This is a genomic window from Pseudomonas sp. efr-133-TYG-5 (assembly GCF_030209175.1).
In the GTDB taxonomy this organism is placed as follows: domain Bacteria; phylum Pseudomonadota; class Gammaproteobacteria; order Pseudomonadales; family Pseudomonadaceae; genus Aquipseudomonas.
In genome coordinates, this window is sequence record NZ_JARVSM010000001.1 from 1026003 (window position 1) to 1051010 (window position 25008).

The 25008-nt window shown below is 63.2% G+C and carries 22 protein-coding genes; 15 read left to right on the forward strand and 7 right to left on the reverse strand.

All coding sequences use genetic code 11. From position 1 onward, the window contains the following. Positions 1–56: 56 nt before the first annotated feature. From QRN70_RS04560 to QRN70_RS04570, 3 genes are read right to left on the reverse strand one after another with little or no spacing between them, the layout of a single operon-like run. Positions 57–953 carry a LysR substrate-binding domain-containing protein gene (locus tag QRN70_RS04560; protein WP_285416021.1) on the reverse strand — a complete coding sequence of 299 codons (897 nt, stop codon included), beginning with the start codon at positions 951–953 and terminating at the stop codon, positions 57–59. A gap of 6 nt (positions 954–959) precedes the next feature. Then, on the reverse strand, positions 960–3173 hold the full coding sequence (locus tag QRN70_RS04565; protein ID WP_285416022.1) for a xanthine dehydrogenase family protein molybdopterin-binding subunit: 2214 nt from the start codon (positions 3171–3173) through the stop codon (positions 960–962). After that, positions 3173–3637, reverse strand: coding sequence for a (2Fe-2S)-binding protein (locus QRN70_RS04570; RefSeq protein WP_285416023.1), 465 nt, complete (start codon positions 3635–3637; stop codon positions 3173–3175). Before QRN70_RS04570 ends, QRN70_RS04565 begins: the two co-directional genes overlap by 1 nt. 118 nt (positions 3638–3755) lie before the next feature. Here QRN70_RS04570 and QRN70_RS04575 point away from each other — a divergent pair, with 118 nt between their 5' ends. From QRN70_RS04575 to QRN70_RS04615, 9 genes are all read left to right on the forward strand, one after another. Then, positions 3756–4646: a LysR substrate-binding domain-containing protein gene (locus QRN70_RS04575; protein WP_285416024.1), complete on the forward strand. Its 891-nt coding sequence runs from the start codon at positions 3756–3758 to the stop codon at positions 4644–4646. A gap of 337 nt (positions 4647–4983) precedes the next feature. Beyond that, positions 4984–5913 (forward strand): amidohydrolase family protein, encoded by a 930-nt coding sequence (locus QRN70_RS04580; RefSeq protein ID WP_285416025.1) that lies wholly within the window; start codon positions 4984–4986, stop codon positions 5911–5913. A 4-nt stretch (positions 5914–5917) separates the two neighbouring features. Then, on the forward strand, positions 5918–6823 hold the full coding sequence (locus tag QRN70_RS04585; RefSeq protein ID WP_285416026.1) for an amidohydrolase family protein: 906 nt from the start codon (positions 5918–5920) through the stop codon (positions 6821–6823). A gap of 246 nt (positions 6824–7069) precedes the next feature. After that, positions 7070–8455, forward strand: coding sequence for a UbiD family decarboxylase (locus QRN70_RS04590; protein ID WP_285416027.1), 1386 nt, complete (start codon positions 7070–7072; stop codon positions 8453–8455). After that, the gene (locus QRN70_RS04595; RefSeq protein WP_285416028.1) at positions 8452–9081 is read left to right on the forward strand and encodes a UbiX family flavin prenyltransferase; all 630 of its coding nucleotides are present in this window, start codon (positions 8452–8454) and stop codon (positions 9079–9081) included. The genes QRN70_RS04590 and QRN70_RS04595 overlap by 4 nt, the downstream gene beginning before the upstream one ends. Before the next feature lie 75 nt (positions 9082–9156). Beyond that, complete coding sequence (locus tag QRN70_RS04600; RefSeq protein WP_285416029.1) at positions 9157–10197, forward strand: CobW family GTP-binding protein; 1041 nt, start codon at positions 9157–9159, stop codon at positions 10195–10197. Between the two features lie 230 nt (positions 10198–10427). Beyond that, positions 10428–11783 carry a nucleobase:cation symporter-2 family protein gene (locus tag QRN70_RS04605; RefSeq protein WP_285416030.1) on the forward strand — a complete coding sequence of 452 codons (1356 nt, stop codon included), beginning with the start codon at positions 10428–10430 and terminating at the stop codon, positions 11781–11783. A gap of 13 nt (positions 11784–11796) precedes the next feature. Then, positions 11797–13185: an amidohydrolase family protein gene (locus tag QRN70_RS04610; RefSeq protein ID WP_285416031.1), complete on the forward strand. Its 1389-nt coding sequence runs from the start codon at positions 11797–11799 to the stop codon at positions 13183–13185. A 220-nt stretch (positions 13186–13405) separates the two neighbouring features. Further along, on the forward strand, positions 13406–13615 hold the full coding sequence (locus QRN70_RS04615) for a hypothetical protein (RefSeq protein WP_285416032.1): 210 nt from the start codon (positions 13406–13408) through the stop codon (positions 13613–13615). A gap of 8 nt (positions 13616–13623) precedes the next feature. On the opposite strand, the gene QRN70_RS04620 is transcribed toward QRN70_RS04615, so the two are convergent. The 3 genes from QRN70_RS04620 to QRN70_RS04630 form a co-directional block, all read right to left on the reverse strand. Beyond that, on the reverse strand, positions 13624–14541 hold the full coding sequence (locus QRN70_RS04620; RefSeq protein ID WP_285418011.1) for a DHH family phosphoesterase: 918 nt from the start codon (positions 14539–14541) through the stop codon (positions 13624–13626). Positions 14542–14612: 71 nt separating this feature from the next. Then, on the reverse strand, positions 14613–15896 hold the full coding sequence (locus QRN70_RS04625; protein ID WP_285416033.1) for a Zn-dependent hydrolase: 1284 nt from the start codon (positions 15894–15896) through the stop codon (positions 14613–14615). 153 nt (positions 15897–16049) lie between these two features. Then, positions 16050–17534 carry an NCS1 family nucleobase:cation symporter-1 gene (locus tag QRN70_RS04630; protein WP_285416034.1) on the reverse strand — a complete coding sequence of 495 codons (1485 nt, stop codon included), beginning with the start codon at positions 17532–17534 and terminating at the stop codon, positions 16050–16052. A gap of 623 nt (positions 17535–18157) precedes the next feature. Here QRN70_RS04630 and hydA point away from each other — a divergent pair. The 3 genes from hydA to preA all read left to right on the forward strand — a co-directional run bounded on the left by hydA (position 18158) and on the right by preA (position 22397). Next, the gene (gene hydA / locus QRN70_RS04635; protein WP_285416035.1) at positions 18158–19597 is read left to right on the forward strand and encodes a dihydropyrimidinase; all 1440 of its coding nucleotides are present in this window, start codon (positions 18158–18160) and stop codon (positions 19595–19597) included. A 157-nt stretch (positions 19598–19754) separates the two neighbouring features. Then, on the forward strand, positions 19755–21122 hold the full coding sequence (locus QRN70_RS04640) for an NAD(P)-dependent oxidoreductase (RefSeq protein ID WP_285416036.1): 1368 nt from the start codon (positions 19755–19757) through the stop codon (positions 21120–21122). Beyond that, a complete protein-coding gene (gene preA / locus QRN70_RS04645) occupies positions 21123–22397 on the forward strand; it encodes an NAD-dependent dihydropyrimidine dehydrogenase subunit PreA (protein WP_285416037.1) in 1275 nt (424 codons plus the stop codon). A gap of 115 nt (positions 22398–22512) precedes the next feature. Here the strand turns inward: preA and QRN70_RS04650 are convergent, their stop codons facing one another. Then, the gene (locus QRN70_RS04650; RefSeq protein WP_285416038.1) at positions 22513–23133 is read right to left on the reverse strand and encodes a TetR/AcrR family transcriptional regulator; all 621 of its coding nucleotides are present in this window, start codon (positions 23131–23133) and stop codon (positions 22513–22515) included. A gap of 146 nt (positions 23134–23279) precedes the next feature. Between QRN70_RS04650 and QRN70_RS04655 the strand changes: the two genes are divergently transcribed. From QRN70_RS04655 to copD, 3 genes are read left to right on the forward strand one after another with little or no spacing between them, the layout of a single operon-like run. Then, positions 23280–23714: a GNAT family N-acetyltransferase gene (locus QRN70_RS04655; RefSeq protein WP_285416039.1), complete on the forward strand. Its 435-nt coding sequence runs from the start codon at positions 23280–23282 to the stop codon at positions 23712–23714. Between the two features lie 43 nt (positions 23715–23757). Next, the gene (gene copC / locus QRN70_RS04660) at positions 23758–24120 is read left to right on the forward strand and encodes a copper homeostasis periplasmic binding protein CopC (RefSeq protein WP_285416040.1); all 363 of its coding nucleotides are present in this window, start codon (positions 23758–23760) and stop codon (positions 24118–24120) included. A gap of 3 nt (positions 24121–24123) precedes the next feature. Then, positions 24124–24978 carry a copper homeostasis membrane protein CopD gene (gene copD, locus QRN70_RS04665; protein ID WP_285416041.1) on the forward strand — a complete coding sequence of 285 codons (855 nt, stop codon included), beginning with the start codon at positions 24124–24126 and terminating at the stop codon, positions 24976–24978. The last annotated feature ends 30 nt before the right edge of the window (positions 24979–25008 follow it).

Consider the following 25008-nt stretch of genomic DNA (forward strand, 5'->3'; position numbering starts at 1 on the left):
CTCCACAAGTACCCACGTGTGAAGATTACGACCGCAGCCGGCGGTGAACGTGCCGATCAAATGCCAGCAGTGGGCAGTTCGGCCAGTTCGCGCAACGTATCGAGGAACAGCCTGAGCACCGGCGAGGTGTCGTCGGCACGGTACGTCGCGTACAGCGGCACCTCCGGCAACGCTGGCGTCAGGCGGCGGAACACCAGGCCCGCCGGCGCCAGTTGCTCGATCGATGCCGGTAACAACGCCACACCGAAACCGGCGCGGACCAGGCTGAGCAAGGTCTGCACCTCGATCACCTGCTGGCGGATCTGCGGGGTGAACCCGGCCTGCAGACAACATTGATAGAGGAAATGGGCAAACCGCGACTGCTTCAGCTCCAGCGCCACGAACGGTTCCCGGGCCAGATCGGCCGGGGCCAGCACCTCGCGCCGGGCCAGCGGATGATCCGCCGGCATGACCACGTGGATCGGCTCGTAGATCAGCAATTCATTGCGTAATTGCGGGTCGTCATAACCGACGCGGAACACGCAGGCGTCGATGCGTTTTTCCTTCAACGCCTTGACCTGCGCCGCCGGGGTCATTTCATGCAGGCGCCACGTCACCTGCGGATAACGCTCGCGAAACAGGTGCAGGGCGCGGGGCAACACGCCGACCATCACCGAGCTGATCATGCCGATTTCCAGCTCGCCGAGTTGCCCGCGCCCGGTCTGGCGCGTCAGGTCCAGCGCCCGCTCCAGTTGCTCGAACACCAGCGGCGCCTGCTCCTTGAGCATCTGCCCTGCCGCTGTCAGCTCGACCCGGTGATGGCTGCGCTCGAACAGCGGCGTGCCGAGCTCTTCCTCCAGCAGGCGGATCTGCTGGCTCAACGGCGGCTGGCAAATGTGCAGGCGCTCGGCGGCGCGGCCGAAGTGCAACTCGTCGGCCAGGGCCATGAAATAGCGCAGCAGACGCAGGTCCATGGCGGCTTATCCCAGGCTCAGCGGGGTCGAACGCTGACGTACGCCGGTCAGCGCGAACAAGGCGTTGGCGATTGCCGGGGCCACCGACGGACTGCCCAACTCGCCGACGCCACCGGGTTTGCCCGGCTCGCCGTCCAGCACCACGATGTCCGTGGCCGGCATGTCCGACAGGCGTGCCACGCGATAGTCGTGGAAATTGCTCTGCACCACCCGGCCCTGTTGAATGTCGAGCCGATCGAACAACGCATGGCCCAGGCCCCACATCAGGCCGCCGTAGATCTGCTCCTCGACGCCGCCCGGCGACACCGCCAGACCGCAATCGACCACGCAGGTCAGCTTCTCGACCTTCGGCTTGCCATCGACCGTGGCGATCCGGGCCACCACCGCGATAAAACTGCTGTAGCCCTGATGGGTCGCCATCCCCAACGCGGTGCCCGGCGGCAATGGCTGGCCCCAGCCGGCGCGCTCGGCAGCCTGTTTGAGCACGGTCACATGCCGTGGCCGTTCCTGCATGTGGGCCAGGCGGAACGCCAGCGGATCGGCGCCCGCCGCATGGGCCAGTTCATCCATGAAGCTTTCCACGGCGAACACATTGGGAATGAAGCTGACCGAGCGATACCAGCCGCTGGGCACGTGGCTTTCGTGCTTGACCCAGTTCAGTTGCAGATGCGCCGGACGGTAGGCGAAGTCCCACGCGGTCAGCGCCTCGGTGGTGCTGTAGTCCATATGGTCCGGGCGTTCGAAGTATCCCGGTTCCCACTGCTCCGGCGAGGCCGGTGACACCGCGTGCAGTTGCAGAGCGCTGAGTTTGCCTTGGGCGTCGAGCGCGCCTTTGACCCGGTGCAGTGTCGCCGGGTGATTGAACAGCGCGTGCATTTCGTCTTCGCGGCTGTTGAGCAACTTCACCGGCACGCCAGTCTGCTGCGCCAGATACGCCACTTCGAACAACCAGTATTTGGCCTCCCGCGCGCCGAAGCTGCCGCCAGACACCCGTTCGTTGATGGTGACCTTGTCCTTGCCGATGCCGCACACGGTTTGCGCCGCTTCCAGCGCCGACGACGGCACCTGCACGCCACCCCAATAGGTGATCGCGTTGTCCTTGACGTGTGCGGTGATGCAGATCGGCTCCAGCGGGTTCTGCGCCTTGTACGGCATGTGGTAATCGGCTTCGATCAGCTGCGCCGCGTGTGGCCATTGCGCATCGACATCGCCATGAGTCATGGCCTTGACGGTTTGGCTCTGCGGGTCGGCAATAGCGGCCGCTTGCGCCTTGGCCAGTGCTGCGCTGTCGAACCCGGCCAGGGGCGATTCACTCCATTTGATCTGCAGCAGTTTGCGCCCCTGCTGCGCCGCCCAGAACGTCTCGGCCAGCACCGCGACGCCTTCCAGGTTGCCGCCGAGCACGTCCGGACGCCCGGGAACGGCAATCACTTTGCGCACGCCCGGCACCTGCAAGGCCGCCGCCGAATCGACGCTGATCACTTTGGCACCGATCACCGGCGCTCGCTCAATCACCGCCACCAGCATCCCCGGCAACTGCACGTCGATGCTGTACTTGAAGCACCCGCAGACCTTGGCGGACGCATCTCGCTTGTGGCGCAGTTTGCCGATGTACTTGAACTGCGCCGGATCCTTCAGGGTGACGTGGGCCGGCGCCGGCAGACTTGCTGCGACAGCGACCAGTTCGCCGTAGCCGAGGCTACGCTGGCTGGCCAGGTGCACCACCCGGCCTTCCTCGGTGGTACAGCTGTCGGGGCTGACCTGCCAGTGCTGCGCTGCCGCCGTGATCAGCAGCGCCCGGGCGGTGGCCCCGGCCGTGCGCAAGCGCTCGTATTCGAGCGACACGCTGGTGCTGCCACCGGTGGAGAAGACTTTCCAGACCGGATGGATGTAGGTCTCGAAGAACGGATCTTCCGGGGTGATGACCTGCACCGTCATCGGATCGACATCCAGCTCTTCGGCCACGCACGCGGCCAGCGCCGTCTGCGTACCGGTGCCGGAATCGTGCTTGTGCACCACCAGTTTTACCGTGCCGTCGGGGAAGATCCGCACCCAGGCGTTGGGTTCGAATTCAGTGACCGGTGCCGGGGCCTCAGAGTCGGTTGCCGCCATGCCGGATGGCAGATACAGGGCAATCGCCAGACCCGCAGCGGCTGTCGCGGTGTGCTTGAGAAACACCCGGCGGGACGGTTCGGGCAAGCTCTCGTCGTGCAGGCGCATCATGCCTCCTTCGGCGCATTCGCCGCGCGCTTGATCGCCTTGTTGATCCGCCCATACGTGCCGCAACGGCAGATATTCCCCGACATCGCGTTACGGATCGAATCGTCGGTCACCGCCGCCCCGGTGTTGAGCAAGGCTGCCGCCGACATGATCTGCCCGGATTGACAGTAGCCGCATTGCGGCACATCTTCGGCCACCCAGGCCAGTTGCAGTGGATGGCTTTGCGTCGGCGACAGACCTTCGATGGTGGTGATGCTGTGGCCCGCGACGGCGGCCAGCGGCAACTGGCAGGAGCGCACCGCGACGCCGTCCAGGTGCACGGTGCAGGCTCCGCACAGGCCCATGCCGCAGCCGAACTTGGTCCCGGTGAGCTGCAACTGGTCACGCAACACCCATAACAAGGGCTTGGAGGGGGACGCTTCATCCAGCTCGCGTCGTTCGCCGTTTACCGTGAATTCGATCATTGTCAGGCTCCGAAAGAGCGGCCCGTCTTTGTGCAGGCCTGGTGACCGATTATTGGGAGCCCGGGCAAAACGCGGCCAGCGACGATTTCTGCCAACCGCTGTAAGCAGGACTAACAACATGTACAAGCGATACCCGTCGGTGCAGTCCATGAGCGCGTTCATCCACGCCGCGCGCAGCGGCAGTTTCTCCAGCGCCGCGCGCAAGCTCGACCTCACGCACAGCGCGATCAGCCAGCAGATCCGCGCACTCGAAGACTTCATCGGCCAGCCGTTGTTCGTCCGCGAAGGTGGCGGCAGCAACCTGACCGATGCCGGGCAATTGTTTGCCAGCGTACTGTCCGATGGCCTGGCGCAGATTGACCGGGCGCTGTCCTCGGTGAAGAACCGCAGCGTCGCCCAGCGCCTGACGCTGGATGTTGACAGTGAACTGGCGCAGAGCTGGCTCAATCCACGCCTGCCGGAGTTGCTCGACGGTCTGCCGGATTACGAGGTGACGCTGCTGTCGATGCCGCGCAGTGATCGCAGCAGTTTCGAGCGCATCGACCTGGCGTTGCGGTATGGCTATGGCGATTGGGATGACTGCGAGATGACGCAGATCTGCGGCGACCGGGTGTTGGCCGTGGCTTCACCGGCGCTGCTTGAGCGCTATGGTCTGCAGTTGCCGCTGAGCCCGGAGCAGATTCTGCAGTTGCCGCTGTTGGGCTATACGCGGCGCTCGTGGATTCCGTGGCTGGATGCGGCCGGGATGCCCCCGGTGGAACCCGCGGCGCGGGTGATTTTCGATAATGCGGCGAACCTGATTGCTGCCGCTGAAGCTGGCGTGGGTGCCGGGCTGGTACGTGGTTTATTGGCGGCCGATGCATTGCGCAGTGGACGGCTGGTGGCGTTGAACCAAGCGCAGATTGCCGCGCATTACAACCTCTATGCGCTGTGGCCGCACGGCCAGGCCGAACGGGTGGCGCCGGTGGTTGAAGCCATCAAACAGTTGGCCCTGCGTACACAAACTTGACGCCATCGCTGGCAAGCCAGCTCCCACAGGGATCGAAGTGCCAATCCGATCTGTGTCACACCACAAAAACCTGTGGGAGCTGGCTTGCCAGCGATGGCGTCGGCACATTCACCCTGAAATCCGAACCATATCGCCCAAGTATCACCACCGCGCCCAATTAATATTGTACGAACCCTCCCCCGCCTTCCAATACTCGCCCCCAGCAGCCACCCACCCGGGCCGGATGCGAACAGGCGAGGGAATGCGCGAGTGCTGCGCATAGCAACGGCCGATTGCCCGGGACGTGGATGCCGAGAGCCGCAAGGCTCCCTTCCCCGCTATCAGGAGATCGACTGCAATGATCATCGATATCAGCTGCTATCCCACCGACCTGGTGGACCTCGCCTGGAGGCACGACGGTGACCCGTTCACCGGCGAGCGTCTGCTGGAGATGATGGATGGCCCGTACCTGGTCAACGGCAAGCCGCGCCGCATCGACAAAGCGTTCATCCAGCCACCGCAAGGCAACACCATTTACACCTGGACCGACGGCGACCTGTCGGGCCGTGAATCCATCGACGCCTACATGGCCTACACCCTGAAAATGGTCCAGACCTACCCGGACCGTTTCATCGGCTGCTTCGTCTACAACCCGCGCTGCGGCGTGGAAAACGGCGTCGAGGCAATCGAGCGCTACGTCAAGGAACACGGGTTCAAAATGGTCCAGATGCAGGCCAACATGCACGCCTACCGGCCCGACCGTGCGCTGGACTGGGTGCGCCCGGCGTTCGAGAAATGCGCCGAGCTGGGCATCCCGGTCAAGCTGCACACCGGCGACGGGCCGTACAGCATCCCGTCGGAATGGGTGCCGATGATTAAGGAATTCCCCAACGTCGATTTCATCATGGCCCACTTCGGCGTGCAGACCGGCGGCGTCTATGTGTTCGAACCGATGCAATGGGCGATGGAGCTGCCCAACGTCTACTGCGAATCGGGCTGGTGCCTGCAATCGCGGATCGTCGAGTTCGCCAAGGTCCTGCCGACGCACAAGATCCTGTTCGGCACCGACACCCCGCCGAACGAGCCGGGCATGTGGCTGCGCCTGCTCGAAGTGCTCTGCCACGAACCGCCGCAGGGCCTGAACCTCGACGAAGACACCCTCGAAGACTACCTGGGCAACAACACCGCACGGATGATCGGCCTGGAGCCCACTGCGCCGCCACGTTCCGTCATCGAGGCAGAGGCGCAACTCAAGCGCCCCGTCACCACCCAACTGGCCAGGAGCTGAACCGATGATCATCGACACCCATCTGCACCCTACCAATCTGGTCGACGAGGCCTGGCGCCACACCGGCGAACCGTTCACCGGCGAGCGCATGCTCAAACTGATGGACGGCCCGTACATCATCAACGGCAAGCCGCGCCGCATCGACATGGGCTTCATCCAGCCACCGCCGGGCAACACCGGTTATCGCGACGGCAACCGCCGTGGCCGCGAAGGCGTGCGTGACTACATGTCGTACGTCGCCGAGCTCTGCGTGAAGTACCCGGACCGTTTCATCGGCAACTTCAACTTCAACCCGCGCTGGGGACCGGAAAACGGTGCGGCGGAGCTGGAATTCCACATCAAGGAATACGGTTTCAAGATGCTCAAGCTGCACGCCAACATGCACGGCTATCGCCCGGACCGTGCGCTGGACTGGCTGCGCCCGGCGATGAAGGTCTGCGCCAAGTACAACATCGTCGTGCTGATCCACACCGGCGACGGCCCGTACACCATTCCGACGATGTTCTACCCGATCATCCGCGAATTCCCGATGGTCAACTTCATCATCGGCCACTTCGGCATCCAGACCGGCGGCAATTACTCGTTCGAGGCGTTCTGGATGGCCATGGACACGCCGAACGTGTACTGCGAATCGGGCTGGTGTTTCCAATCGCGGATCGTCGAGTTCGCCAAGGAGCTGCCGCGCAACAAGATCGTGTTCGGCACCGATTCGCCACCCAACGAACCGGGCATGTGGCTGCGCGAACTCGAGGTGTTGTGCTCGCCGGCGCCGCAGGGCCTGGGCATCGATGAGGATCATCTGGAGGACTACCTGGGCAACAACATCGCCCGGTTGTGCGGGATCGAGCCGACGCCACCGCCGAAGGACCTGGCCGAGGCGGACATACGCCTGACCACCACCTACTTGTAGCCAGACAATCCCCTGTGGGAGCGAGCCTGCTCGCGAAGGCGGTGGAGCGGTCACCTTCACCACTGAATGACACGCCGCGTTCGCGAGCGGGCTCGTTCCCACCCGGGTTTCTCAGTGTTTCATGTGGGCAACACAGCGACTTTACAGGCGCGAAGATGATCCGGCGTTCGCTCGACCGGCAGGCCAACGGCTGCTCGATCGAACGCTTTCTCACCCCTGCGTGCCTGCTTTTTACGAGGTGAAACCATGACCCGTTCGACGCTCGGCGATTCTCAGGACTTCCACGTGTTCATCGATGCCTATCGCCGTGAGTACCCGGACGATGTGCTGACCCTCACCCAAACCGTTTCTGCCGATCAGGACGTCACTGCCCTGGTCGATGCCCTCGCCGCGCAGGGGCGCGATCCGTTGCTGATCTGCACCCAGGTCGGCAACCTCGGCGTGCCGGTGGCGACCAATCTGTTCGCTTCGCGGACCCGCATCGCCCGCCTGTTCGGGGTAACGCCGGGGCAGCTTCACGAAACCTTCCAGACCCGCGCCAACCAGCCCATCGCGCCGCGCTACGTGGCAAGCGGACCGATCCTCGATGAGGTATTCGAAGGCGAGGCACTGGACCTGGCGCTGCTGCCGATGCTCAAGCATTTCGACAGCGATCGCGGTCCGTACATCACCAACGCGATCATCATCGCCGAGGACCCGCTGACCGGCATCGCCAACATGAGTTACCACCGCTCGATGCGCCATGCGCGCCAGGCGTTGGCCACCAGTCTGCACTCGCGCGGCCACCTGTGGCGGATGCTGCAGACCGCCCGTGAACGCGGCGAAGAATTGCGTGTGGCCATGGTGATCGGCGCCCATCCGCTGTTCATGCTCGCGGCCGCCGCACGCCTGCCCTACGGCAGCGATGAACGCGCCGTGGCCGGCGGCCTGTTCGGGGCACCGCTGGAGCTGGTCAAGACCCCGCGCTACGGCATCGGCGTGCCGGCCTACGCCGAGTTCGTCCTCGAAGGCGCCATCGATCCGGCGGCCTACGCCGAAGAAGGCCCGTTCGGTGAGTTCAGCGGCTATTCCTCGGATCGCTCGACCAACAACGTGCTGCGTGTCGACACCCTGCTGCGGCGCAAGGATGCCTGGCTGGTGGACGTGATGGGCGGCCGCTACGCCGAGCACCTGACTCTGGCGCGCCTGCCCCGTGAGGCGGAAATGAGCGAGAAGCTCAAGGCACGTTTCCCCGCAGTGACCGCCGTGCACTATCCGAATTCCGGCACCCACTTTCATTGCTACGTGGCGCTGGATCAGAGCCGCGACGGCGAGGCGCGGCAGATCATGCTGGCCCTGCTCGGCTGGGATCCCTACCTGAAAAGCGTGATCGCGGTGGACAGCGATATCGACATCAGCGACGACAGCCAGGTGTTGTGGGCGCTGGCCACGCATTTCCAGCCGCATCTGGACCTGTTCATGATCGACGGCCTGCCCGGCAGTCCGCTGGATCCGTCGTCCTCGGTCAACGGCACCACCTCCCGCATGGGCCTGGATGCCACGCGCGGTTCAGGCTTCGACGGTATCAAGGCGCAGCTCGATGCGGCGGTGCTCGAACGCGCGCGGGCGTTGCTCAAAGGGCTGCCAGCATGAATCGCCAACGGCTGGTGGTCGGCATCAGCGGCGCCTCCGGTTTTGTCTACGGCGTGCGTCTGCTGGAGTTACTGAGCGAACTGGACATCGAAAGTCACCTGGTCGTCAGCCGCGCCGCGCTGCTGACCATGGCCCACGAAACCGACTACAAACTGGCCGACGTCATTGCCCGCGCCAGCCACTATCACCGTGCCGATGACGTCGCCGCCGGTATCGCCAGCGGATCGTTCCGCTGCCTGGGCATGGTGGTCGCACCGTGTTCGATGCGCACGCTGGCGGAGATCGCCTGCGGCACGTCCTCGGGACTGATCGGTCGCGCCGCCGACGTCACCCTAAAAGAGCGCCGCACCCTGGTGTTGATGGCCCGGGAAACGCCGCTGACCCTCGCCCACCTGCGCAACATGACCGCCGTCACCGAAATGGGCGGAATCATCGCGCCGCCGGTCCCGGCGTTCTATGCCCGCCCGGAGAACCTGGCGCAGATGGTCGACCACAGCCTTGGCCGCGTCCTCGACTTGTTCGGCCTGGATGCCGGTGTCGCCACCCGCTGGAGAGAACACCCCGGCCCCTGTGGGAGCTGGCTTGCCAGCGAAAGCAATAGATCAGTCGGCATCACGGGTGAATGACACACCGCCATCGCTGGCAAGCCAGCTCCCACAGTTGATCGCACCCCGAGAAAAAACACAGGTAAGGAGCTCCAGATGAACAGCCCATTCAACGCCCCAACCCCCAACACCAAAATCCCGGTCACCATCCTCACCGGCTTCCTCGGTGCCGGCAAAACCACCCTGCTCAACTACATCCTCAAAGAGAACCACGGACGCAAGATCGCGGTGATCGAAAACGAGTTCGGCGAGGTCGGCATCGACGGCGACCTGGTGCTCAGTTCCGAGACCGAAGAGATCTACGAAATGGTCAACGGCTGCGTGTGCTGCACCGCCGAGGTTCGCGAGGACCTGGTGCGCATCGTCCGCGAACTGGTGGCGCGTCCGGTGCGCCTCGATCACATCCTGATCGAGACCAGCGGCCTCGCCGACCCGTACCCGGTAGCCCAGAGTTTCTTCATCAACGACCCGATCGCCGAGGAAGTCGAACTCGATGCCATCGTGACCATGGTCGACGCCAGGCACATCGCCCAGCACCTGGAAGACCTGCAGCTCGATGGGGTCGACAATCAGGCGGTGGATCAAATCGTCTGTGCCGACCGCATCGTCATCAACAAGGTCGATCTGGTCAGCAGCGCCGAGGTGGAAGCCTTGCGCGGCAAGATCCGTGGCTTGAATGCCACGGCAGACCTGGTGACCTCGACCCACGCGCAAATCGACCTGACGAAAATCCTCGGTATCGGCGCGTTCGAGTGCACGCAGAAGCTCATGGAAATCGGCGCTGAGCAGCACGATCACCATGACCACCACGATCATGAAGGGCCTGACCACGAACACGACCCGAGCGTGTCGTCGGTGGGCATCGCCGTCGAAGGCGCGGTCGACCTGATGGCGTTCCACCGCTGGATCAGCGAGTTGCGCTCCTCCCAGGCCGACAACCTGTACCGCATGAAAGGCGTGCTCGCCGTGGCCAACGAGGACCAGCGCTATGTGCTGCAGGGCGTGCACAGCCTGGTCGAGTTCCGCGCCTCGACCGCCTGGGGCACGGAGCCGCGTTCGAGCAAGATCGTGTTCATCGGCCGCGACCTGGATCGTGCGGCACTGAACCAGGGCTTTGCCGCCTGCCTGGCAGGCTGAACAAGGCATCGGAGCCGGTGGATGGCGGTTCCGCGCACGAATGACTGATGCCAGATTTTTTGCCCAACACAAAACCTGTGGGAGCTGGCTTGCCGGTTGATAAAGGTGGTGACTGCTAAATCGCCATCCCTGGCAAGCCAGCACCCACAGGGTTGCACTGTGTTCCTGAGGTGCGCGGCATCAGACGAATACCCCTCTCTACCGCATAAAAACAGCCAGAGGTGTTTCCCATGTCGTCAGCCACTCCTTCCTCCACCGTGCATCCCGTTGACCGCGTTCTGCCGGTGCGCCAGATGCTCACCCTCGGCCTGCAACACATGGCCGTCTCGTACATCGGCGCCATCGCCGTGCCGTTGATTGTCGCCAGTGCCCTGAAGATGTCCCACGCCGACACCGTGGTGCTGATCAGCACCACGCTGTTCTGCTCCGGCATCGCCACCCTGCTGCAAACCGTCGGCTTCTGGAAATTCGGCGTGCGCCTGCCGATTCTGCAAGGCGTGGCGTTCAGCAGCGTCGGCCCGGTGATTGCCATCGGCAGCAACCCCGAGGTGGGGTTTGCCGGGATCTGCGGGGCCGTGATCGGTGCCGGTATCTTCACCCTGCTGATGGCGCCCTTCGTCGGCCGATTACGGCGGTTTTTCCCCCCGGTGGTCACCGGCTGCATCGTCACGGTGATCGGCTTGCAGCTGTTCCCGATTGCCTACGAATGGGTCGGCGGCGGGCGCAACGCGAGCAACTTCGGCGCCCCGGCCTTTCTCGCGGTGGCGGTGGTGGTGCTGCTGACCATTCTGCTGGTCAATCGCTATGGCAGTCCGCTGCTGCGCAACATGGCGGTGCTGGTGGGCATGCTGGTCGGTGCGGGTCTGGCCTACGGTCTGGGCATGGGCAATTTCCACAGCGTCGAAGAGGCGCCCTGGCTGACCGTGCCCTACCCGTTCTACTTCGGCCTGCCGACGTTCAGCCTGATCCCCATCGCCACCATGGTGGTGGTGATGATTGTGCAGATGGTCGAGTCGATGGGGCTGTTCGTGGCCATTGGCGACATCGTCGACAAACCGGTGGAAGACCAACAGGTGATCAACGGCCTGCGCGCCAATGGCCTGGCCAGCACCATCGCCGGGATGTTCGCGGCATTCCCGTTCATCGCCTTCATGGAAAACGTCGGCCTGGTGATCCTGACCGGTGTGCGCAGCCGTTGGGTGGTGGCGGTCAGTGGCTTGCTGATGTGCCTGATCGCGCTGGTGCCCAAGGCCGGGGCGATCATCGCGTCGATGCCGACAGCGGCGCTGGGCGGTGCCGGCATCGCGATGTTCGGCGTGGTCGCCGCGGCCGGCATCCAGACCCTGGCCAAGGTCGACTACGAACGCAATCGCTACAACGTGCTGATCGTCGGTTTCACCATCGCCGCGGCGCTGGTACCGGTGCTCGCGCCGACCCTGTTCAAACAAATGCCCGAGTGGTCACAGCCGTTCCTGCACAGCAGCGTGGTCATCGCCTGCCTGGTGTCAGTGCTGCTCAACGCGGCGCTCAACGGCGTCAGCGTGCCAGAAACCACAACCGGCAAATCCGCCTCGCACACCCTCTGACTGGAGCCTGCCCATGACTCAACTTCAAAACATCCTGATCAAAAACCCGGTCGCGGTGATGACCGGCCTGCGCGGCCCGAGTGCCCGGGCCGGTGCAGTGGACATTCGCGTGGTCAACGGACGCATCGCCGCCATGGCCGCCAACCTCGACGCGCAACCCGGCGAACGGGTCATCGATGCGCGCAACTGTGTGGTCTATCCGGGCTGGATCAACACCCACCATCACCTGTTCCAGAACCTGCTCAAAGCCGTGCCCGAAGGTTTGAATCAGGATCTGCAGGGTTGGCTGGCGAGCGTGCCCTACCCGCGTCTGAACCGCTTCACCCCGCCACTGGCGCGGATCGCCGCACGCCTGGGCATGGTCGAGATGCTGCTGTCCGGCGTCACCACCTGCGCCGATCATCACTACCTTTACCACGCACACGGCAGCACCGAGACCGGCGACCTGCTGTTCGACCTGGCCGAAGATTTCGGCCTGCGTTTCGTGCTGTGCCGCGGTGGCGCACTGGAATCGGCCAGCGCGCATCCGGGCTTCTCGAAAACCGCGCTGCAACCGGAAAGCCTCGAGCAAATGGTCGGCGACATCGAGCGCCTGAAATCGCGCTATCACCAGGACATCCCAGACGCCCTGCGCCGGGTCGTTGTCGCACCCACCACGCCGACCTTCTCGCTACCGCCGACCCTGCTGCGCGAACTGGCGCACACCGCGCGCGGCCTCGGTCTGCGCCTGCACACGCACCTGTCGGAAACGCAGAACTACGTGAATTTCTGCCGCGACAAGTACAACTGCCTGCCGGTGGAATTCGTCGCCGAACACGAATGGCTCGGCCCCGATGTGTGGTTCGCCCACGCCGTGCACCTGCAACCCGGCGAAATCCGCATGCTCGCGCAAACCGGCACGGGCATTTCACACTGCCCGGTGAGCAACGCGCGCCTGGGCAGCGGCGTCGCCCCGGTGCCGCAAATGTTCGATGCCGGCGTGCCGATCTCACTCGGCGTCGACGGCGTGGCGTCCAACGAATCCGGAAGCATGGTCGGCGAAGCCAACACCGCGTGGCTGCTGCACCGCGCCGAACAAGGTGCTGCCGCCACCACCGCCGAAGATGTGATCCACTGGGGCACGGCGGGCGGTGCGCAGGTGTTGGGACTGGGCGCGGTCGGTACGCTGGAAGTCGGCCAGGCAGCGGATCTGGTGATCTACAGCCTCGACCATCCACGCTTCTTCGGCTTCCACGACCGCGCCGTTGCACCGGTGGTGGCCGGCGAACCGATCACGGTGAAATACAGCCTGGTGGGCGGACGGATCGTGGTCGATAACGGCGTGATACCGGGGCTGGACATCGAGCGCATGCGCGCCGAAGCGTGGGAGGGTGTGCAGGCGATGATGAACGTCGACGATTGACCGCGGATCCCCCTGCAAGACAAAACCCTGTGGGAGCTGGCTTGCCAGCGAACGCGGACTGTCAGGCAATACAGCCGTGACTGACCAACCGTTATCGCTGGCAAGCTAGCTCCCACAAAAAGAGAGTCATTCGCGTACCCGAGTTTTGTCGACTAAGGTTAAGCCCTCATCGGATTGAGCCCCTGCCAGCGCCACCGGGCTCTTGATCAAGGAGAGACTGATGACGTCGCGTCGCAACATCGAACAGACCTATCGCACCTGGTCCAGCCCGATTCTGCTCGAGCTGAAAAAGCGCGAACACCAAATGGCGCCGGTCGAGCGTCAGGCCCTGGAGAATGTTTTGCTCGAACGACGGTTGCTGGATCTGGGCAACCCGAGCGGCCCTGACCGACGCCAGGGCCCTGCTGGCAGGAATGACCGTCCAGGTTGATCAGCGCATCAGGCCGGGTTGAGGTTCAGCCCCAGCTGCAACAGTTCTTTGCGCAGCCGCGAAGGTTTCACCACAGCCATTGCCGACTGCCATTGCAGCGGCAACAAGCTATTCAACTTCTGCTGGCTGACCATTGGCCCAGCCAGCAGACAACTCTGGCCGTCACGGATGCCGATGACGTTGAGCACCCAGTCGTCACCCTGCCCGGCCATCCATTGGCAGATCTCGTTGCGCTGCTCGCGGATCAATCCGTCGGCATCCCACACCGTCATCTGTGCGAAAACCGCCGGTAGGTTGCTGTCCGGTTTGAAGCGTTTCAGATCCGCCGCCAACGCGGCATGCAGATCTGACTCGATGGCTGCCTGACATTCGAGGAAATACTGCTCGGGCCAGTTCGCCGGCAGCCTCGCCTGCCGCGCCAACAAGTCATAGGCGCGAACATCCAGTTCGGTGGTCATTTGCCCGCTGAAGTGGAGTGTGTTGTCGAGGATCGCCGTGGCCAGCAATGCCGCGCTTTGCTGGCTGATTCGCCAAAGCAGACCGGCGGCTTGCCAGCGCTGAAATATCAGTGTCGCCGCCGCGCCAATCGGGCGGATATCGGCGGCTGAACCCAGGCGTTCATCCCAGTAGCGTTCAAAACCGGGGTGATGGTCGATAACCTCCACCACCTGTTCGAGCACCACCAATGGGTCGAAATGCTGATAGTCGGACACGTCGACCAGGACGAATTCGTCGTTGGCCTGCGGGGTGTATGGGTGGAAAGTAGCGCGCCAACTCAGGACGCTCGGCGACACGCTGCGGTTCGCTGCTGCGCTACTGACGGCGCGGGCGGAAATGCCTTGCAGATTGAGCAACTCGGCGTAGGCGATGCAGCAGGCGTAGGCGTCGATGTCCAGATACGCCGAGCCTGAGGTGATGACTTTGATGGGCGACATTGCGCGTCCCTGACTTCCTTTTCCGGGGCGGCAACGTCGCACGAACAGATGACAGTTTGAAGTCAGGCCGCGCGCTGCCCTCCCGCTACTGCCGCCGAAGCCGCCAGCATCGCCCGCAACAGCACCGCGCACCCCGCCGCCAGATCATCCGGTGCGGCATTTTCGATTTCGTTATGGCTGATGCCGCCTTCGCACGGTACGAAGATCATCCCGGCCGGGCCGAGTTCGGCGAGGAAGATCGCGTCGTGGCCGGCGCCGCTGACGATGTCCATGTGCGACAGGCCCAGGCCTTTCGCCGCGCCACGCACCGCGTCGACGCAGCCCTTTTCGAAGTACAGCGGCGGGAAGTCGGCGGTCGGGGTCAGTTCAAAGGTCAGGCCGTGCTCTTCACAGGTCGCCTCGATGACTTGTTTCACCTCGCTGATCATCGAATCCAGCCGCTCCGGTTGCAGGTGGCGGAAGTCGAGGGTCATGCGCACTTCGCCGGGGATGACGTTGCGCGAGCCGGGGTAGGCCTGCAGGCAGCCGACGGTGCCGCAGGCGTGAGGTTGATGGCCGAGAGCGGCGCGGTTGACTGCACCGACAATTACCGAGGCGCCGACCAGGGCGTCCTTGCGCAGGTGCATCGGGGTCGGACCAGCGTGGGCTTCGACACCGCGCAGTTTCAGGTCGAACCACTTCTGCCCCAGAGCGCCGAGCACTACGCCGATGGTTTTCTTCTCGTCTTCGAGAATCGGTCCTTGTTCGATGTGTGCTTCGAAATAGGCACCGACCGGGTGCCCGCTGACCTTGCGAGACCCGGCGTAACCGATGGCATTGAGCGCCTCGCCGACGCTGACGCCTTCGGCATCGACCTTGGCCAGGGTCTCTTCCAGGGTGAATTTTTCCGCGAACACCCCCGAGCCCATCATGCACGGGGCGAAGCGCGAGCCTTCTTCGTTGGTCCAGACCACCACTTCCAGCGGCGCTTCGGTTTCCACGCCGAGGTCATTGAGGGTGCGCAGCACTTCGACCCCGGCCAGCACGCCGAAGCAGCCGTCGAACTTGCCGCCGGTGGGCTGGGTGTCGATGTGGCTGCCGGTCATCACCGGCGGCAGGTCCGGATTGCGCCCCCGGCGGCGGGCGAAGATGTTGCCGACCTCATCGACGGTGACGCTGCAGCCGGCGTCCTTGCACCACTGCACGAACAGGTCGCGGGCCTGGCGGTCGAGGTCGGTCAGGGCCAGGCGACAGACCCCGCCCTTGACCGTGGCACCGAGTTTGGCCAGTTCCATGAGCGAGGCCCACAGGCGGTCGCGATTGATATGCTGATGGGTCGATTGCAGAACGTCTACGGCTGCGTTCATGGGGATCTCCTCAGGCAGTTTCTTATGGTATTTCTGTGGTGTTTTCCAGGCCGCCATCGCTGGCAAGCCAGCTCCCACAGGTTTTGAGTGAACTCATGGTTTGTGTACGACTTGATCCTTGTGGGAGCTGGCTGCCAGCGATGGGTCCCTCAGTCACACCGCCGATTTCACGACCGAAGGCTGTGCCCGCATCGCACACAACCCGTAATAGATCAGGCCGCCCAGCGCCGAGCCGGTAAACCAGCCATAGCTGTAGAACCAGCTGAACGCATCGCTGCCCAGCGACAGCAGGGTCAACACCACCGGCACGCCGAACGCGATGAAACCGGCCCAGTTCCACGCCGGGTAGACGTCATCGCGATAGAGTCCGGCGAGGTCCAGTTGCTGCTTCTTGATCAGGAAATAATCCACCACCATGATCCCGGCAATCGGCCCGAGCAGGCTGGAATAGCCCAGCAGCCAGTTCGAATAGACGGTTTCCAGGCTGACGTCGGAAACGATCAGGCCGAGTTTTTTCAGCAGCTCGTGGGCCATCAGCGCCAGGCCGACAAAACCGGTGAGGATCACTGCTTTGCTGCGGTTGATGACTTTCGGCGCAATGTTCTGGAAGTCGTTGGTCGGCGAGACGATGTTCGCCGCGGTGTTGGTCGACAGCGTGGCGATGATGATCAGCGCCATGGCCACCGCGACCCACACCGGGCTCTGGATATGGCCGATCAGACTGACCGGGTCGGAGACGCTGACGCCCACCAGTTTCACCGAGGCCGCGGTCATCACCACACCCAGTGCGGCGAACAGGAACATGGTCAGCGGCAGGCCGAAAATCTGCCCGAGAATCTGGTCTTTCTGGCTCTTGGCGTAGCGGCTGAAGTCCGGGATGTTCAGCGACAGCGTGGCCCAGAAACCGACCATCGCCGTCAGCCCGGCGGCGAAGTAACTGACCACACTGGCGCCTTCCGGACGCTTGGGTGGAATCGCCAGCAACTCGGTCATCGACACGTTGGGCATCGCCCACACCAGCAGGCCGACGCCGACCGCCACCAGCAAGGGCGCGGACAGGGTTTCCAGCCACTTGATCGATTCGGCGCCGCGAATCACCACCCACAGGTTGAGCGTCCAGAAAATCATGAAGCCGATCACCTCCCCCGTCCCGCCGAGGGATTTCCAGCCCTCGAACACCGAACCGAGAAACAGGTGAATGGCCAGCCCGCCGAACATGGTCTGGATGCCGAACCAGCCGCACGCCACCAGCGCGCGGATCAGGCACGGCACGTTGGAACCGAGAATGCCGAACGACGACCGCAGCAGCACCGGGAACGGGATGCCGTACTTGGTGCCGGGAAACGCATTCAGCGTCAGAGGGATGAGCACAATGATGTTGGCAAACAGAATCGCCAGCAGTGCCTCGCCGACGCTCAGACCGAAATACGCGGTGAGCACGCCACCGAGGGTGTAGGTCGGCACGCAGATCGACATGCCGACCCACAGCGCAGTGATGTGCCATTTGTTCCAGGTTCGTTCGCGCACCTTGGTGGGTGCCATGTCGTGGTTGTAACGGGGACTGTCGAGGACGTCGCTGCCGGCTTCGAGTTCGAACAAGCCGTCGCGCTCGGTCACTTGCGATCTGTTCTGTTGCATGGCCGCTCCACTGTTCTTCTGATTATTTTTTGCTCATCAGGCGGCTGGCACACTCATGTGCGAGCCGGACGATGGCCGGAGGAACTGACAACTTTCATGCACCGGCCATGCTGTCAGCGGCGGCATCAATAAACGTGCCGGGTACTCCGTCTGACGCTCGGGCGGTGCTACCAACGCATTGCAACTTTCTGATATTTCACAGTTTTAATTATTCACCGGAAGAGTTCTCGAAAACTTGTCTGCACGCTCAGGCTAAACGTTTGCCAAGTTGTCCGAACTGTCAGGACTCAATCTGGTGCACTGCAACTTTTTTTCGTCGTGGCCCATCACCCGCAGCACAACTTCAAGCGGCTGATTTCACATAGGAAATCTTGACCATATTTCCATCCTGTCAAGTGCGTCAAAATGGTGAACAGCCTCCCCATTTTGGTGATTTTGTATTTTTATCGTTATTTTTCAAGAACTTAAAACACGCATAAGCTTATAAAAAATAATCTTGCTCAATTGCAAGACTGCGACTAGTTTCTATTCCTGACAGCGCTGACAGGAATACACGGTTGGCGACCTGAACAATAAAACACCTAGAACCGATACCAGTCGGTCATGCCTGCGAGGAACTCGGAATGTCTCTGTTGATCCGTGGCGCCACCGTTGTTACGCATGATGAAAGTTACCGCGCCGACGTCTATTGCGCCGATGGCGTGATCAAGGCCATTGGTGAAAATCTGGATATTCCCGTCGGTGCCGAAGTACTCGACGGCAGCGGCCAATACCTGATGCCCGGCGGCATCGACCCGCACACCCACATGCAGCTGCCATTCATGGGCACCGTAGCCAGCGAGGATTTCTACAGCGGCACCGCGGCGGGGCTCGCCGGCGGCACCACGTCGATCATCGATTTCGTCATTCCCAATCCGCAGCAGTCTTTGCTCGAAGCGTTCCAGCAATGGCGCGGCTGGGCGGAGAAATCCGCATCGGACTATGGTTTTCACGTCGCCATCACCTGGTGGAGCGAGCAGGTGCGCGAGGAAATGGCCGAGCTGGTCAGCCATCACGGCATCAACAGCTTCAAGCATTTCATGGCCTACAAGAATGCGATCATGGCCGCCGACGACACCCTGGTGGCGAGTTTCGAGCGTTGCCTGGAACTCGGCGCAGTGCCCACCGTGCATGCGGAAAACGGCGAGCTGGTGTATCACCTGCAACGCAAGTTGATGGCCCAGGGCATTACGGGACCGGAGGCGCATCCGCTGTCGCGACCCTCACAGGTCGAAGGCGAAGCGGCGAGCCGGGCGATTCGTATTGCCGAGACCATCGGCACCCCGCTGTATCTGGTGCACGTTTCGACCAAGGAAGCGCTCGACGAGATCACCTACGCCCGCAGCAAAGGCCAACCGGTCTACGGCGAAGTGCTGGCCGGGCACCTGCTGCTTGATGACAGCGTCTACCAGCACCCCGACTGGCAGACTGCCGCCGGCTACGTGATGAGTCCGCCGTTCCGCCCGCGCGGGCACCAGGACGCCCTTTGGCATGGCCTGCAGAGCGGCAACCTGCACACCACCGCCACCGACCACTGCTGCTTCTGCGCCGAACAGAAAGCCGCTGGCCGCGACGACTTCAGCAAGATCCCCAACGGCACCGCCGGCATCGAAGACCGCATGGCCGTGCTCTGGGATGAAGGAGTGAACAGCGGCCGCCTGTCGATGCAGGACTTCGTCGCCCTCACCTCCACCAACACCGCGAAGATCTTCAACCTCTATCCGCGCAAAGGCGCGATCCGTGTCGGCGCCGATGCCGACCTGGTGCTGTGGGATCCGCAAGGCACCCGCACCATTTCCGCCAAGACCCACCATCAGCAGGTCGACTTCAACATCTTCGAAGGCAAGACCGTGCGCGGCGTGCCGAGCCACACCGTCAGCCAGGGCCGGCTGGTGTGGGCCGACGGCGACTTGCGCGCCGAGCGCGGGGCCGGACGGTATATCGAACGGCCGGCGTACCCGGCGGTGTTCGATCTGCTGAGCAAGCGGGCTGAGTTGCACAAGCCGACTGCAGTGAAACGCTGAAATCCAGGCCTTCGGCCTTCGCGAGCAGGCTCGCTCCCACATTTGAAATGCATTCCCCTGTGGGAGCGAGCCTGCTCGCGAAGAGGCCCTCCCTAACGACACAAAAACCACTGCCCGACAGAGGCAGAGAACCTCAATAACCGTGAGGCAAAAAACCGTGATCGAGACCCTGAACCATCTCCCGCATCCGCACGAAAGTGCGGCCGCCCTCGCCGGCCATTTCACTGATCTGGCGCCACCGCTCAACGCCCGGCAGGCACACCTGGAAGCCTCGCGCTGCCTGTATTGCTACGATGCGCCGTGCGTGAATGCGTGCCCGAGTGAAATCGATATTCCCTCGTTCATTCGCAATATCCATCAGGACAACGTGCCCGGTGCGGCGCAGAAAATCCTCTCGGCGAACATCCTCGGCGGCAGTTGCGCGCGAGTCTGCCCGACGGAAATCCTCTGCCAGCAAGCCTGCGTGCGCAACAACGCCCAGGAATGCGCGCCGGTGCTCATCGGCCTGCTGCAGCGCTATGCCGTGGACAACGCCCACTTCAACGAACACCCGTTCAAGCGCGCCGCTGCTACCGGCAAACGCATCGCCGTGGTCGGCGCCGGCCCCGCTGGTTTGTCCTGTGCCCACCGCAGCGCCATGCACGGCCATGACGTGGTGATTTTCGAAGCGCGGCAGAAGGCTGGTGGCCTCAATGAATACGGGATCGCCAAGTACAAACTGGTCGACGACTACGCGCAGCGCGAACTGGATTTTCTCCTGCAGATCGGCGGCATCGAAATCCGCCACGGGCAGAAACTCGGCGACAACCTCAGCCTCAGCGAATTGCACCAGCAGTTCGACGCGGTGTTCCTCGGCCTCGGCCTCAACGCCAGCAAACAACTCGGCCTGCCCCACGAGGACGCCCCCGGCCTGCTCGCCGCCACCGATTACATCCGCGAACTGCGCCAGGCCGATGACCTCACGCAACTGCCGCTGGCCGAACGCTGCATCGTCCTCGGCGCCGGCAACACCGCAATCGACATGGCCGTGCAAATGGCCCGCCTCGGGGCCCGTGACGTCAATCTGGTGTACCGCCGAGGTGCGGCGGACATGGGCGCCACCGGCCACGAACAGGACATCGCCAAGGCCAATCAGGTGCGCCTGCTGACCTGGGCGCAACCGCAGGAAGTTCTGCTCGACGCGCAGGGCCGGGTGCGCGGCATGCGTTTCGCCCGCACCCATCTGGTCGACGGGCGCCTGCAAACCACTGGGGAAACCTTCGAGCTGGCCGCCGACGCGATCTTCAAAGCCATCGGCCAGGCCTTCGACAGCAGCGCCCTCGCCGACCCGTTGGCGCGCGAACTCAAGCGTCAGGGCGAGCGGATCGAGGTCGACGACAACCTGCGTACCAGCATCCCCGGGGTGTATGCCGGCGGCGACTGCACCAGTCTCGACCAGGACTTGACCGTGCAAGCCGTACAACACGGCAAGCGCGCCGCCGAGGCGATCAACGCTCAACTGATGCTCAATGTGGAGGCTGCATAAATGGCCGATCTGTCGATTGTCTTCGCTGGCATCAAAGCGCCCAATCCGTTCTGGCTGGCCTCCGCGCCGCCGACCGACAAGGCCTACAACGTGGTGCGCGCCTTCGAGGCCGGCTGGGGCGGCGTGGTCTGGAAAACCCTCGGTGAAGACCCGGCGGCGGTCAATGTGTCGTCGCGCTACTCGGCGCATTACGGCAACAACCGCGAAGTGCTGGGCATCAACAACATCGAACTGATCACCGACCGCTCGCTGGAGATCAACCTGCGCGAAATCACTCAGGTGAAGAAGGATTGGCCGGACCGTGCGCTGATCGTCTCGCTGATGGTGCCGTGCGTCGAGGAATCGTGGAAACACATCCTGCCGCTGGTGGAAGCCACCGGGGCCGACGGCATCGAGCTGAATTTCGGCTGCCCGCACGGCATGCCCGAACGCGGCATGGGCGCGGCGGTCGGCCAGGTGCCGGAATATGTCGAGCAAGTGACGCGCTGGTGCAAGACCTATTGTTCGCTGCCGGTGATCGTCAAGCTGACTCCCAATATCACTGACATCCGCGTCGCCGCCCGCGCCGCGCATCGCGGTGGTGCGGACGCGGTGTCGTTGATCAACACCATCAACTCAATCACCAGCGTCGACCTCCAGCACATGGTCGCGCTGCCCACCGTCGGCAGCAAAAGCACGCATGGCGGTTACTGTGGCTCGGCGGTCAAACCGATTGCGCTGAACATGGTCGCCGAGATCGCCCGCGACCCGCAGACCCAGGGCCTGCCGATCTGTGGCATCGGGGGCATCGGCAGCTGGCGCGATGCGGCGGAGTTCATCGCGCTGGGCAGCGGCGCGGTGCAGGTGTGCACCGCGGCAATGCTGCATGGTTTCCGGATTGTCGAGGAAATGCAGGATGGCCTGTCGCGCTGGATGGACAGTCAGGGCTACGCCAGCATCGCCGACTTTTCCGGGCGCGCGGTGGGCAACACCACGGACTGGAAGTACCTCGATATCAACTATCAGGTAATCGCGAAAATCGACCAGGCGGCGTGCATCGGTTGCGGGCGTTGCCACATCGCTTGCGAGGACACTTCGCACCAGGCGATCAGCAGCCTGCGTCAGGCTGACGGTACGCATAAATATGAAGTGATCGATGCCGAGTGCGTGGGCTGCAATCTGTGCCAGATCACCTGCCCGGTGCAGGACTGCATCGAGATGGTGCCGATGGACACGGGCAAGCCGTTCCTGGACTGGAATCATGATCCGCGCAACCCGTACCACGTCTCTGCTTAAGGTCGGCGGCGTCTGACCCGACGTTTCGCGAGCAGGCTCACTCCCACATTTGCAATGCATTCCCCTGTGGGGGGCGAGCCTGCTCGCGAATGAGCCATCGGTTGCAAGCCATCCTTCAAGGCTCCAGCCCGATCCCCCGCAGGATCACACCGGTCACCGTCTGCACCGCCCGCTCGAACTGCATGTCCGACAGCGGCTGATGGTCATTGAGAATGTTCACCTGGTGATCGAAATCGGCGTAGTGCTGAGTCGACGCCCAGATCATGTACAGCAGGCTCGACGGCTCCACCGCCAGGATACGTTTGTCCTCCACCCACTGGCGGATCTTCGCCTCTTTCATCTTCGCCCAGTCGTACAGGCTGGCGTCCAGCGCCTCGCCGAGGGTCGGGGCGCCGTGGATGATTTCGTTGGCCCAGACTTTCGAACCGTACGGGCGACTGCGCGAGTGGTTCATCTTGGCGCGGATATAGCTGCTGAGCACCACCCGCGGATCGTCGAACATCTCGAAGCACAGCGCGTCCTGCTTCCACACTTCGAGCAGGTCGAACAGTACCGCGCTGTACAGCTCACTCTTGGTGCTGAAGTAGTAATGCAGATTGGAGCGCGGCAGTTGCACCTCGGCAGCGATGTCGGCCATGGCCGTGCCGCCGAAACCTTTTTCGGCGAATACCTTTTCCGCCGCCAGGAGGATTTTCTCGACGTTACTGCGACGGATCTCGATCTTGTGATTGCCCATGTGGGCTCCCTGACGACAACGTTGTTGAAGACTAGCATCCGCTCAGGCACGCGGGCGACAGGCGAGAACGATTCTTCACACACAGCGGCTTTTTTCTGGTTTAGGATCGCCCCCCTTCTCCTTGCGTTGCCTGAAGGACCCTGCCCATGAACATTCGCAAACGCATCGCCGCGGACGATCCGCAGCTCGCCGCGCTGTGGGAACGCTCGGTACGCGCCACGCATGATTTCCTCCCCGAGGACGACATCTTCCGCCTGCTGCCGCTGGTACGCGACGCCTACCTGCCGGCGCTCGATGTCTGGGTCGCGGAAAACCCCGACCAGACCCCGGCCGGCTTCATCGCCACCGACGCGGACACCGTGCAAATGCTGTTTATCGATCCGGCCCGACGCGGTCAGGGCGTTGGCCGCCGGCTGCTCGATCACGTCGCCCGCCCGCTGCTCAAGGTCGACGTCAACGAACAGAATCCGCAGGCCCACGGCTTCTACCTGCACTACGGTTTCGAAGACATCGGCCGCTCGCCGCTCGATGGCGAAGGCCGGCCGTTTCCGGTCATTCATATGCGCCTGAAGTCGTCGTAAAAGGCTACGCTGTGTGTCGTCATTCACTGAAAGGGAATTGCCCATGACACTGAAAAAACTGCTCGGCACCAGCACCCTGCTGGCGACGCTGTTCATCACCTCGCAGGCGTTTGCCCACGCGCACCTGAAAAGCCAGACCCCGGCTGCCGACAGCAGCGTCGCCGCACCCAGCGAACTGCGCCTGGTGTTTTCCGAAGGCGTCGAGGCCAGCTTCACCAAGGTCATTGTCACTCGCGACGGCGAGCCGGTGAAGGTCAAGCCGCTGACCACCGACGGCGACAAGAAGACCCTGATCGTCACGCCCGAAGCGCCGCTGACCGCCGGCCAGTACAAGGTCGAATGGCACGCGGTGTCGGTCGACACGCACAAGAGCGAAGGCGCCTACCAGTTCAAGGTCGGCCAGTAACTCATGAGTGAAGCGCTGGTGCTGTGCCGTTTTGTGCATTTCATCGTGGTGCTGCTGCTGTTCGGGGTCTGGCTGTTCCGCCCGCTGCTGCTCACCCGTGAGGCACCGGAGCTGGACCGGCATCTGGCGCGACTGGTGCGTTGGTTGACGGCCACTGCACTGGCCAGCGGCATTGCCTGGGCGCTGTTGATCACCGCGAGCATGGCCGGTTCGACGGCGGCGGCGTTCGACCCGAACACGCTTGCTGTGGTGCTGGGCAATACGTTTTTCGGCCAGGTGTGGCGCTGGCATCTGCTGATCAATGCGCTACTGCTGGCATTGCTGTTCACACCGTGGCGTTCAAACCTGGCATTACGGCTGGGCTTGAGCGGTGCGCTGCTGGCAACGCTGGCGCCGGTCGGTCACGGGGCGATGCTCGATGGCTTGAGCGGGCAACTGCTGATTCTCAACCAGCTCATCCACCTCACCTGCGTCGCCGCGTGGCTCGGCGGGCTGTTGCTGCTGCTGATGATCTTGCGTCAGCCGAGTGAGCCGCGTGCTGTGTTGCGACGCTTCAGCGGTGTCGGATACTGGCTGGTGACCGGGCTGCTGATCACCGGGTTGATCAACGTGCGCGTGCTGACCGGCCAGTGGTGGCCGACGCCGCTGTTCAGCGGCTTTGCCCTGATTCTGCTGATCAAGGCGACGCTGGTGCTGGGCATGCTCGCACTGGCGTTGTTCAACCGCTTGCGGATCGATGATTGCCAACAGCGGATGGGCGCGCTCAAACGCAGTGTGGTCATGGAGTGGTTGTTGGGGGTGGGCGCTGTGGCGGCCGTCTCGCTGCTCGGGACCCTGCCGCCGATGATCGCGGCCTGAACCCAGCGCAGACCCCTTGCAGGAGTGCGC